Source organism: Imtechella halotolerans, assembly GCF_028743515.2.
GTDB classification, from domain to species: domain Bacteria; phylum Bacteroidota; class Bacteroidia; order Flavobacteriales; family Flavobacteriaceae; genus Imtechella; species Imtechella halotolerans.
In genome coordinates this window covers 403527-416323 of sequence record NZ_CP117969.2, presented here as the reverse complement: position 1 = coordinate 416323, position 12797 = coordinate 403527, and the positions used below count along the sequence as shown (strand labels likewise).

Here is a 12797-nt window from a genome sequence, read left to right as displayed (position 1 = left end):
AATCATACTAATACATTCACAATGAATAAAGAAGTAGTTATCGTATCAGTTGCAAGGACACCTATTGGAAGCTTTTTAGGAAGCCTTTCAAGTATTCCTGCGCCTCAATTAGGAGCTGTAGCTATCAAAGGTGCTTTAGCAAAAATAAACCTTGACCCTTCACTTGTAGATGAAGTTCTCATGGGAAATGTAGTACAGGCAGGGGAAGGACAAGCTCCAGCTCGTCAAGCCGCTATTTATGCTGGACTACCAGATACAGTACCTTGTACGACGGTTAATAAAGTATGCGCCAGTGGTATGAAAGCCATTATGCAAGGTGCCCAAGCAATCGCTCTTGGGGATGCCGAAATAGTTGTAGCCGGAGGAATGGAAAATATGAGCCTTATACCTCACTATATACATATGCGTAATGGTGTGAAATTTGGTCCCACATCACTTGAAGACGGCCTACAAAAAGACGGACTTACAGATGCTTATGACAAAAATGCCATGGGTGTATGTGCGGATGCTTGTGCCACTGAATACAATTTCTCAAGAGAAGATCAGGATGCCTTTGCCGTTCAATCCTATAAGCGTTCCGCTAAAGCCTGGAGTGAAGGCAGGTTCGACAATGAAATAGTTCCTGTTGAAGTTCCTCAACGTCGTGGTGAACCTGTTCTTTTCAAAGAAGATGAAGAATTTAAAAATGTAGTGCTTGACAAAATACCTTCATTAAGACCTGCTTTTACCAAGGAAGGGACAGTTACAGCCGCAAATGCATCTACCATTAATGATGGTGCCGCAGCAGTAGTTTTAATGAGTCGAGAAAAAGCCACGGCATTAGGTCTTGCCCCACTTGCTGTAATTCGAGGCTATGCCGATGCAGCTCAAGAGCCTCAATGGTTTACAACTGCACCAGCAAAAGCATTGCCTAAAGCATTAGCCAAAGCAAATATCTCCATCAGTGATGTTGATTATTTTGAATTTAATGAAGCTTTCTCTGTTGTTGGACTTGCCAATATGAAAATCCTAGGACTCACAGATGAAAAGGTGAATGTGCACGGTGGAGCTGTTTCATTAGGGCACCCACTCGGATGTTCTGGTGCACGCATTATTGTAACATTACTTAGTGTGTTAACACATAATAACGGAAAAATTGGAGCAGCGGCCATTTGCAATGGTGGTGGAGGTGCTTCAGCAATGGTCATAGAAAAATTATAATAATAGTATAACCATACCCCTTTATAAAGGGGTACGGTACATACAGCCTAAATAAGCTCTTAAAGCTTTGGATATAAACACATATTAATGCAATACGGAATTTGTAACCTCAGCATTGTTCCAGTACGATTAGAACCATCCGACAGTAGTGAAATGGTCACTCAATTGTTATATGGTGATCATTTTAAGGTATTGGAAAAAAGAAGTAAATGGAGCCGCATCCGCATTGCTTTTGATGCGTATGAAGGATGGATTGACAACAAGCAATACCTGGAGATTACAGATGAAAATTACAATTTGTTTCAGAACCTTCCAGCGGTATACGCATCTGATTTAATTGAATTTATTTATGATAAGGATAACCTAATTCCCATCCCCATGGGAGCAGGTATTCATGCTTCTGATTTTTTACAACATAGGTATGATGGTGCTGTAATAAACGGAAAACAAGCGAAAGAAAATCTCATAAAATCAGCAATGATGTACCTTAACGCTCCATACTTATGGGGTGGTAAAACTCCTTTTGGCATTGATTGTTCTGGTTTTACCCAGATGGTTTATCGAATGAATGGATATGCCCTATTACGTGATGCTTCTCAACAAGCGACTCAAGGCGAACCATTAAGTTTTATCGAGGAGAGTGAACCTGGTGATCTTGCTTTTTTTGATAATAATGAAGGTAAAATTGTTCATGTAGGTATTATATTGCAAGATAACTACATCATACATGCACATGGAAAAGTGAGAATGGATCGCATAGACCACTCTGGAATATTTAATACCGATATTAAAAATTACACTCACAAACTGAGAGTCATTAAAAAGATATTCTAGAAGTTAGAAACCTCTACAATTGTAAACTAAAAAAAACCGCCATTGATATAATGGCGGTTTTTTTAACTCAACAAAAGATGTAAAAATATCCTATTGCTCTATTAACTTTTTAACACGCATATAGTTCTCATTATCACCAAGTGCGCCATAAATGTTCTTTAATTGATCTAAAACTTCAGGATATTTTTTACCAGATTTAGCCATATAGTCTTCCAAAATCTTGGCACCACTTTTGAATAAATCATCTTTCTTAACCTTTAATTTATCATACTTAGCGATATCTGCTTTAGAGTTTCCTAAGCTATTCATTTCATCAATAACAGCATTACCTTCATTGATGTATGATGTTGAATAGTTCAATATTGCGTTTAAGTAATTAGGATCAACCTCTAAAGCTCTCAAATAAGCTGCTCTAGCTTCTTCCATATTTCCTTGCTCCATGTTAATTACACCAATATTATAATGTAAATCAGCATTTTTTGGATCTTTAGATGCAGCCTCAGCCATTAACTCTTTAAACTTATCCTTATTACCTAATTGCAAGTGAATATTAGCCTCATTGATAATAATAGAAGAGTCGTCAGGGAATTGTTGTTTAGCTTCTGCAAATGCTTCTAAGGCTTTTTCCGTATTCCCTTGATCTAGATATATCAAAGCAATGTTTTTGATGATCTCCCCTTTTTTAGAAGGAGTCTTTTTCTCTTTAGGCGCTACATATTCACCGGTCTTCACCATCAAATCACGTTGAGATTTATTTGGAAAAACCTCTTCTTTACCAGTTTCTTTATTGGTAGCTACAAAATTCACTTCTGAACCATCATAACCAATTTTTTTCAACTCTAAATAATAATCAAGAGCTTGAGCATAATTTTTACTCTGAACAGCTACCAAAGAAGCATTGTATAAAAACAACGTATCAGTAGGGCTTAAACGATATACCTGCTCAAAGGCTTTAAATGACGTTTCATAATCCTGAGCCGTATAGGTATCTTGAGCTGTTTTTACAGCAAGATTTATGGCCTCAGTTCTCATTTTTTCAACTTCTACTGAATATTTACCCTTTCCATTTTCAACTTCTACTACCTTATCAAAAGCTTTAGCAGCCTCTGAGATGGAGGTTAATTTATCTTGACCTTTGCTAGCCATATCAAAATAAACCTTCCCTCTTAGAAAGTAATATTGAGCAGCATATTTAGGATCTGCGATAGCGGCTGATTGAGCCTGATCTAAAGCAGCTTTAGCCTCTACAGTATTGCCGCTTTTAAGAGCTTTTTCTGCAGCCTTAAGTTCGTCTTTTTGAGCAAATGTCAAAGAAGAAGCCAGCAATGCTGCACCTATTAAAATCTGTTTTTTCATTTTGTTTTTGCTATTTGTTATATTTATTCATTATTAGTATCAGAAGAATCAATAGCCATGCCATTTTCTGTTTCAGGCATTTCATCACCATTTTCTTCTTCTTCGTCTTCACGCATAACCTTAGCTACCGCAGCAATAGAATCATCTCCTTTAATATTAATAAGACGAACCCCCTGGGTTGCTCTACCCATTACTCTCAAATCCTCAACAGTAAGTCTAATAGCTATTCCTGATTTATTGATAATCATTAAATCATCAGAATCAGTTACACTCTTTATAGCTACTAAATTACCTGTTTTTTCAGTAATAGAAATCGTTTTCACACCTTTACCACCTCTATTGGTGATACGATATACCGCTTCTCCATCTTCAGGATCATCAATAAATGTACGTTTACCATACCCATTTTCAGAAACCACCAATACTGTTTCTTCCTGCGGGTTTTCAATGGCAATCATTCCAACTACTTCATCCTGCTCATCGGCCAAGGAAATTCCACGAACACCTGAGGCATTTCTTCCCATTGGGCGCGTTTTCTCTTCCTCAAAACGAATAGCCTTACCAGATTTCACTGCCAGCATTACCTGACTTTTACCAGTAGTTAATAATGCTTCTAATAGTTCATCGTCCTCACGAACGGTAATTGCATTAATTCCATTTTGACGAGGACGTGAATAGGCTTCTAATGTCGTCTTTTTAACAATTCCCTTTTTAGTTGCCATAATCACAAAATGAGTATTGATATACTCCTCATCTTTTAGATCTTGGGTACATATAAAGGCTTTCACCTTATCATCGGTCTCTATATTAATAAGGTTCTGAATGGCTCTACCTTTCGAGGTACGGCTACCTTCTGGAATTTCATATACCTTCATCCAGAAACATTTTCCTTTCTGGGTAAAGAATAGCATATATTGATGGTTAGTACCTACAAATAAATGCTCTAAGAAATCTTGATCTCTCGTATTGGAGGCCTTCTGTCCTACTCCACCTCTGTTTTGAGTTTTATACTCTTTTAATGGAGTGCGTTTTATATATCCTGCATGAGAAATAGTAATTACTACTTGCTCATCTGGAATCATATCTTCAATACTTAAATCACCTCCAGAATATTCAATTTGAGAACGACGTGCATCACCGTATTTTTCTTTTACCTCAATCAATTCATTTTTGATGATCTCCATTCTACGTTCAACACGAGCTAAAATATCTTTACAATCTTCAATGAATTTCTTAATATCCTCATATTCTGCTCTTAACTTATCTTGCTCAAGACCTGTAAGTTGACGCAAACGCATTTCAACGATTGCCTTTGCCTGAATTTCAGACAAACTAAATCGCTCCATTAAACGTTCTCGAGCTTGGTCCGCATTAGAGGAAGCTCTAATAATAGCAATAACTTCATCAATATTATCAGAAGCAATGATGAGTCCTTCTAAAATATGAGCCCTTTCTTCAGCTTTTCGCAATTCAAATTCAGTACGTCGTACAACAACTTCATGACGATGTTCCACAAAATAGTGAATCATGTCCTTAAGGTTTAACAACTGTGGACGTCCATTTACCAGTGCAATATTATTAACACTGAAGGACGTTTGTAACGCAGTGTACTTATACAGGGTATTTAAAACAATGTTAGGTATCGCATCTCGTTTAAGGATATACACAATACGCATACCGTTTCGGTCAGACTCATCCCTAATGTTAGAAATACCTTCTATCTTCTTATCGTTTACCAAGTCAGCTGTCTTCTTAATCATTTCAGCCTTGTTTACTTGATATGGTATTTCAGTCACAATGATACATTCACGACCAGCTACCTCTTCAAAACTTGCTTTAGCGCGCATTACCACACGACCTCTTCCTGTCTTGAAGGCTTCCTTTACACCGTCGTAACCATAAATAGTTCCTCCAGTAGGAAAATCAGGAGCTTTTACATATTTAATTAGCTCATCTATTTCAATGTCGTTATTCTCAATATAGGCAATAGTGCCATCTACCACTTCCGCTAAATTATGAGGAGGCATGTTAGTAGCCATACCTACAGCAATTCCTGATGCTCCATTAACCAGCAAGTTAGGAATACGTGTTGGTAAAACCGTAGGTTCCTTTAATGAATCATCAAAGTTAAGCTGATGATCTACTGTTTCTTTATCAATATCCGCAAGCATGTCCTCAGAAATCTTACGCATACGGGCTTCCGTGTAACGCATTGCTGCAGGGCTATCACCATCTACTGATCCAAAGTTCCCCTGACCATCAACCAACATATACCTAAGACTCCAATCTTGAGCCATACGAACCATAGTATCATACACTGAAGAATCACCATGCGGGTGGTATTTACCTAAAACCTCTCCTACTATTCTCGCCGACTTTTTGTATGCGCGGTTACTTAATACACCCAACTCATACATACCAAATAAAACGCGTCTGTGCACAGGCTTTAACCCATCTCTTACATCAGGTAAAGCACGTGACACTATGACTGACATCGAATAATCGATGTAAGCCGACTTCATTTCATCTTCTATATTAATAGGAATCAGTTTTTCTCCTTCTGCCATAGTATAAAATTTAATTAAAATGTCATTTTATAAACCGAGCCAATATACGGAATTTATACCCTTTTGAAAGGGTTTTTACCGAGCTTTTTTTCCATTATTTTATTAACAAAAGTCACATCCCTGGCGGTTAATAATTCAGATCATTTTTACTTTGATGTTGCCATTTTTTTTTGTCACTTAGCAGATATAAGGTTAAATAAGGTATAGTATTTGCTCCCTATTTATCAGATTTTAGTATTTTTAATGACGAAAGAGAAAAGATATGGATGATAATTTTTCACCAAGAGTTAAAGACGTGATTGCCTACAGCAAAGAAGAAGCTTTGCGTTTGGGTCACGACTTTATTGGCACCGAGCACCTTATGCTTGGCCTCTTACGCGACGGAAATGGCAAGGCCATCAACATACTTCACGCATTGGAAGTGGACTTAGAACACCTAAGAAGAAAGGTAGAAATTTTAAGTCCTGCCAATCCCTCCTTGGCAGCAATAGCTAATGAGAAGAAAAACTTGCATCTCACACGGCAGGCAGAAAGGGCCTTAAAAACAACGTTCTTGGAAGCTAAACTTTTTCAAAGTTCTTCTATCAATACTGCCCATTTGTTGCTGTGCATCCTGCGCAATGAAAACGATCCTACAACCAAGTTGCTGAACCGTTTAAAAGTGGATTATGACAACGTAAAAGAACAATTTAAGTACATGCTAACTAGTGACGATGACTATTTAGAAGGGCCTTCGGCTGAATCATTTTCTGACGATTCGGGTGGTAACGATGACGATTCCAAGGAAAACGTTTTTAACAATCCTAGCGCTCAGCGAACTAATAAAAAATCAAAAACTCCTGTACTCGATAACTTCGGGCGTGATTTAACGCTTTTAGCAGAGGAAGGAAAACTAGATCCTGTGGTAGGACGTGAAAAAGAAATTGAACGAGTTTCACAAATCCTTAGCCGACGTAAGAAAAACAACCCTTTACTTATAGGTGAACCTGGAGTTGGTAAAAGCGCCATTGCTGAAGGATTGGCACTGCGCATCATTAAGAAAAAAGTTTCAAGGATTTTGTACAACAAACGTGTTGTTACACTTGACCTTGCCTCACTAGTGGCAGGAACCAAATACAGAGGTCAATTCGAAGAACGTATGAAGGCCGTCATGAATGAATTAGAAAAAAATGACGACATCATACTTTTTATCGACGAAATCCACACCATAGTTGGAGCTGGAGGTGCTACAGGTTCCTTGGATGCTTCTAATATGTTTAAGCCTGCACTGGCTCGAGGTGAAATCCAATGTATTGGTGCCACCACCCTTGATGAATATCGTCAATATATAGAAAAGGATGGCGCCTTAGAACGTAGATTTCAGAAAGTAATTGTTGAGCCTACCACGGTAGAAGAAACCATTGAAATCCTTCATAACATCAAAGAAAAATACGAAGATCATCATAATGTAACCTACACTGATGAAGCGATAGAGGCTTGTGTAAAACTCACTAATCGCTACCTTACAGATCGCTTTCTTCCAGACAAAGCAATAGACGCATTAGATGAAGCTGGATCTCGTGTTCACATTATAAATATGGATGTTCCTAAACAAATATTAGAACTTGAGAAACAACTAGAAGAAGTTCGTGAACTTAAAAATTCAGTTGTCAAAAAGCAGAAATATGAGGAGGCAGCAAAACTACGTGATGATGAAAAACGTATCGAAAAAGATTTAGCAATTTCTCAAGAAAAATGGGAGGAAGAATCAAAGCTTCACAAAGAGACTGTTACCGAAGACAATGTAGCTGATGTTGTCTCGATGATGAGTGGTATACCTGTAAACCGCATTGCTCAAACTGAAATGAACAAACTTTCCAAATTACCTGAACTAATAAAAGGAAAGGTGATTGGACAAGATGAAGCAGTTAATAAAGTAGCTAAAGCCATACAACGAAACCGAGCTGGCCTTAAGGACCCTAACAAGCCCATTGGATCATTTATATTCTTGGGTCAAACAGGTGTAGGTAAGACTCAACTCGCTAAAGTTTTGGCAAAAGAATTATTCGACTCTGAAGATGCACTAATCCGTATTGACATGAGTGAATATATGGAAAAATTTGCCATTTCAAGACTTATAGGAGCGCCTCCTGGGTATGTCGGATATGAAGAAGGTGGACAACTAACCGAAAAAGTTCGTAGAAAACCTTATGCAGTGGTACTACTTGACGAAGTAGAAAAAGCACATCCAGATGTTTTCAATATGCTTCTTCAAGTTTTAGATGATGGATATTTAACCGATAGCTTAGGTCGAAAGATTGATTTTAGAAATTGTATCATTATCATGACCTCAAACATAGGCGCAAGACAACTTAAAGACTTTGGACAAGGAGTTGGATTTGGAACTGCTGCCAAAATGGCACAAGCAGACAGTCATCAAAAGTCAGTGATCGAGAGTGCACTTAAGAAAGCCTTTGCACCTGAATTTCTAAATAGGATTGATGATGTTGTCGTATTCAACACTCTTGAAAAAGAAGATATCTTCAAGATTATTGATATCGAATTAGCTAAATTATTTGTTCGTATAAAAGACCTTGGCTACCATCTTATCCTTAGCGAGAAAGCTAAAAACTTCATAGCTGAAAAAGGATTTGATAAGCAATACGGGGCAAGACCTCTTAACCGGGCTATTCAAAAATACATTGAAGATGCATTGGCTGAAGAAATTGTATCTAACAAATTAGTAGAAGGAGACAGTATTTATATGGATTTAGATAAGGCTACTGATGAGCTCACTATTAAAATCCAAAAAGCTGAAAATCCGTCTGAAGCATAATATCACTTTTATTCTCTCACAAAAGCAGCGTAGATACGCTGCTTTTTTTTGCTTTAAGGCACTATTAATTTTATGTAAAAATGACATTGGAAAACCAAATCTTTAGTACATTCGTAATATTACATTCCCTTTATTATGATTAATGACAAACTCGTTGTTGGAAGTGAAGAATGGGTCAAACTTCCTAAACTGAATATTCCCGCCATTAAAGTACGTGTAGATAGTGGCGCAAAAACATCATCTCTGCATGCAGTTAACATCCACCCTTTTATAAAAGAAGGAGAACATTGGGTACGTTTTGATGTATACCCACTTCAAGGAAATGGCAGAACATTAATTCATTGCGAGGCAGAAATAATTGATAAACGTATCGTGAAAAGTTCGAGCGGAACTCGCGAAAATCGATATGTAATTAAGACTTTCCTATATTTTGGTGAACATTCGTGGGAAATAGAACTAACTCTTACAAACCGGGATTCCATGGGATATCGTATGCTTCTTGGACGAGAAGCAATGATAGGAAGAATTTTGGTGGACCCAGAAAGTAGCTTTTTACATGGAGACCTTGATGAATTTAAACAGAAGGAGGTTTATAGAGAAAAACACCAAGAAAAGCAGGGACTTAAAATTGGACTTCTTGCTAGCAATCCGGATTTATACAGCAACAAACGTATAATAGAAGCAGGAGAACGCTTGGGGCATGAGGTAATGTTTTTCAACATTAGACATTGCTATATGAAATTGGATGCGAAAAATCCTGAAATACATTATAGAGGAGGAAAAATCCTAAATGACCTAGATGCCGTAATTCCGCGAATTCGTCCAAGTATGACCTTTTATGGTTGTGCGCTCACAAGACAATTTGAGGCGTTAAAAATATTTAGTTTAAACTCTGCTGCCGCCATTAGTCAATCTCGGGATAAACTTTTCTCACTACAACTACTTCTTAATAATGGGGTAGATATTCCAACCACAGGATTTGCAAATTCGCCACTAGACACGAATGATCTTATTAAAATGGTGGGTGGTTCCCCGCTCATAGTAAAACTCTTAGAGGGCACACAAGGAAAGGGAGTTGTTTTAGCTGAAACAAAAAAAGCAGCAGAAAGTGTAATAAATGCTTTTAAAAGTTTAAATGCGAATATCCTTGTACAAGAATTTATTAAAGAAGCCAATGGGAAAGATATTCGTTGTTTTGTCATAGATGGTAAGGTTGTGGCAGCAATGCAAAGAGAAGCACTGCCAGGTGAATTTAGAGCCAATATTCACTTAGGTGGAACAGCATCAATAATTAAAATAACTCCAGAAGAAAAGAAAATTGCTATTAAAGCGACTAAGGCAATGGGGTTAAAAGTAGCGGGAGTAGATATTATTAGGTCAAGTAAAGGTCCTCTATTATTAGAAGTAAATTCATCCCCAGGATTGGAAGGAATAGAGGCCGCCACCGAAAAAGACATAGCCTCTTTAATGATTAAAGCTATTGAACGTAACTTAAACTGGGACAATAAGATACGATAAAGTTTTTTCCTACAATAAGATCGTATTTTAGATACAAAAAACTGTATTTAGGCACTTTATCTATATTTTTTTAATACATGATAAAGTGCCTTTACTTTTGTAGTATAAAATTATTCTATATGCTTACCCCCAGCATACATACTACGTATTTAAAAGAAGTACTGTTAGATTTTGGGAAAATCCATATCTACAATAATTTTATGCTTGCAGAAATTAATGAAGAGATCGTATTAGACATGGAAAAATGCGCTCAAATAGTAAATATTTCTGAAATCTATTTCCGCCATAAAAATTTTGCATACATCACCCTAAGAAGAAATTCGTACTCGGTTGACCCCATTATCTATCTAGAAGTGAGTCACATAAAAAATTTAAAGGCGTTTGCTATTGTTTCCTCCAAAGAAACTGATTATTATAATATTAAAATAGAAAAGCACTTTCTACAAAAACCGTTAGAAATTTTCCAGACCGTTCCCGAAGCGATTGCTTGGGTAGAAACTATTTTGTAAGTATAATTTTATTTTCCTTCTTACAATTTTATTGCTATACTTGTGCCATTATTAAACATCAGCCCCAAGATGATAATTACACACAATTTTGACTTTGGAACCTTTCAGTTTCATGAATACTACGTTGTAGGCGTAATAACTGAAGGTATTTCTTTTAACGCTTTCAAAAACCAACTATTTTTAGAAGCGTGTAAGGCGCACTTCAATGATGCTCCATTTGGATACATCTCTTACAGAAGGCATTCCTATTCTGTTGACCCTACTATTTATCTAGAAACTGAAAAACTTGTCAACCTCAAGGCCATAGGCATCGTATACCATACTCAGGCGCAAAAACTGAGTATTGAGGTTGAAAAAATGTTTTGGAAACGCAAGTTTCAGGATTTTGATAACATAGAATCAGCTATTGACTGGATAAAAAAAGAAATCGAAGAGTTTACCGAATCTTCTTATTAATCCTCATACAAAGATATTCCTGTTAACGGATGTTGCTGCAGAAAGGTGACAGCCTTTTGCATGTCGTTGTGTAAAAGTCTGTCAACTTCTACAAACGGCACCACCTGCTGAAAAGAATGTACCACTTCTTCAATTATAGGTGAACTTTTTAGTGGTCTTCTAAACTCTATACCCTGACAAGCCGTGAGCAACTCAATACCTAAAACTCTTTCAACATTGTTTAATATTGCATAACATTTGGTAGCGGCATTAGCACCCATACTTACATGATCTTCCTGACCATTTGAAGAAACAATACTGTCAATACTAGCTGGAGTAGCTAATTGTTTATTTTGGCTGACAATTCCAGCAGCTGTATACTGGGGAATCATTAAACCAGAGTTGATACCAGGATCATTCACTAAAAACGCTGGAAGTTCACGTAATCCCGAAATTAATTGATAGGTCCTCCTCTCTGAAATATTACCAATCTCAGCCATAGCAATACTCAAATAATCAAGTGCTAAGGCCAATGGTTGCCCATGAAAATTTCCACCTGAAATCACTTCATCCTCCTCTTCAAATACATTTGGATTGTCGGTTACAGAATTCATCTCTGTCTTAAACACACTATTTACAAAGCGTAAGGTATCCTTAGTGGCCCCGTGAACTTGAGGGATACATCTAAAGGAATAAGGATCTTGAACATGTTTTTTCTCTTGGGAAATAAGTTCACTCCCTTCCAGAAAACTCAACATTCGCTCAGCTGTCTTTATTTGACCCCTATGTGGTCGTATAAGGTGTATTAATTTATTGAATGGTTCTTTACGGCCATCAAACGCTTCCAAAGAGACGGCTCCTATTAAATCCGCCCAATAAGACAAACGATAGGCCTTCATAAGTGAAGCAACCCCATAAGAGGCCATAAACTGGGTACCATTAAGTAGCGCTAGTCCTTCCTTAGATTGCAGTACTATTGGCTCCCAACCAAAACGTTCCATAAGAATTGTGGACTCCAGTTCTTCTCCTTGAATGCGCACTTTTCCTTTACCCAACAATGGCAATGAAAGATGTGCTAATGGTGCTAAATCCCCTGAAGCACCAAGAGACCCTTGAGTAAAGACTACTGGTAGTACATCATTATTAAAAAAATCAATCAATCGTTTCACAGTAATCAACTGAACTCCACTATGACCATAGCTTAACGATTGAATTTTAAGCAACAACATAATTTTCACAACTGCATCTGGCACCCTATCTCCCATTCCACAAGCATGAGACATTACAAGGTTTTCTTGTAGTTTAGTTAGGTGATCTCTGGAGATCTTAACATTACAAAGCGCCCCAAATCCTGTATTGATACCATAAATTGGTCGATCATCTTCCTTCATTCGGGTATCGAGATAAGTCCTGCATTTTTCTATATTCAGCTTGGCTTCTTCAGAAAGAGCTAACGACATATGATTAGAAATGATATGATCGATATCTTCTATGCCTAGCACATTAGAATTAATGTAGTGTACAGTATTCATGCGATTAATTTTTGTGGATCAAAATTCCACA

General features: G+C 37.2%; 9 protein-coding genes. 6 read left to right on the top strand and 3 right to left on the bottom strand.

What is annotated here, in order from left to right:
- Nucleotides 1-21: 21 nt before the first annotated feature.
- Together PT603_RS01925 and PT603_RS01920 are read left to right on the top strand one after the other, a co-directional pair.
- Entirely contained in the window at nt 22-1200 is a 1179-nt protein-coding gene (locus tag PT603_RS01925; RefSeq protein ID WP_008238601.1) for an acetyl-CoA C-acyltransferase, read from the top strand.
- An 87-nt stretch (nt 1201-1287) separates the two neighbouring features.
- Nucleotides 1288-2034 (top strand): C40 family peptidase, encoded by a 747-nt coding sequence (locus tag PT603_RS01920; RefSeq protein ID WP_008238599.1) that lies wholly within the window; start codon nt 1288-1290, stop codon nt 2032-2034.
- Between the two features lie 90 nt (nt 2035-2124).
- Here PT603_RS01920 and PT603_RS01915 read toward each other — a convergent pair whose 3' ends face one another.
- Together PT603_RS01915 and gyrA are read right to left on the bottom strand one after the other, a co-directional pair.
- Entirely contained in the window at nt 2125-3390 is a 1266-nt protein-coding gene (locus PT603_RS01915; RefSeq protein ID WP_008238598.1) for a tetratricopeptide repeat protein, read from the bottom strand.
- Between the two features lie 23 nt (nt 3391-3413).
- Complete coding sequence (gene gyrA / locus PT603_RS01910; RefSeq protein WP_008238596.1) at nt 3414-5957, bottom strand: DNA gyrase subunit A; 2544 nt, start codon at nt 5955-5957, stop codon at nt 3414-3416.
- Between the two features lie 262 nt (nt 5958-6219).
- Between gyrA and PT603_RS01905 the strand changes: the two genes are divergently transcribed.
- The 4 genes from PT603_RS01905 to PT603_RS01890 all read left to right on the top strand — a co-directional run bounded on the left by PT603_RS01905 (nt 6220) and on the right by PT603_RS01890 (nt 11255).
- Nucleotides 6220-8772, top strand: a complete 2553-nt coding sequence (locus tag PT603_RS01905) for an ATP-dependent Clp protease ATP-binding subunit (protein ID WP_008238594.1) — start codon at nt 6220-6222, stop codon at nt 8770-8772.
- A gap of 135 nt (nt 8773-8907) precedes the next feature.
- Complete coding sequence (gene rimK / locus PT603_RS01900) at nt 8908-10290, top strand: 30S ribosomal protein S6--L-glutamate ligase (RefSeq protein WP_008238593.1); 1383 nt, start codon at nt 8908-8910, stop codon at nt 10288-10290.
- 119 nt (nt 10291-10409) lie between these two features.
- A complete protein-coding gene (locus tag PT603_RS01895) occupies nt 10410-10799 on the top strand; it encodes a hypothetical protein (protein WP_008238591.1) in 390 nt (129 codons plus the stop codon).
- A 69-nt stretch (nt 10800-10868) separates the two neighbouring features.
- Nucleotides 10869-11255, top strand: a complete 387-nt coding sequence (locus PT603_RS01890) for a hypothetical protein (protein ID WP_008238588.1) — start codon at nt 10869-10871, stop codon at nt 11253-11255.
- Here the strand turns inward: PT603_RS01890 and hutH are convergent.
- Complete coding sequence (hutH, locus tag PT603_RS01885) at nt 11252-12766, bottom strand: histidine ammonia-lyase (RefSeq protein ID WP_008238587.1); 1515 nt, start codon at nt 12764-12766, stop codon at nt 11252-11254. The genes PT603_RS01890 and hutH overlap by 4 nt on opposite strands.
- Nucleotides 12767-12797 lie beyond the last annotated feature (31 nt).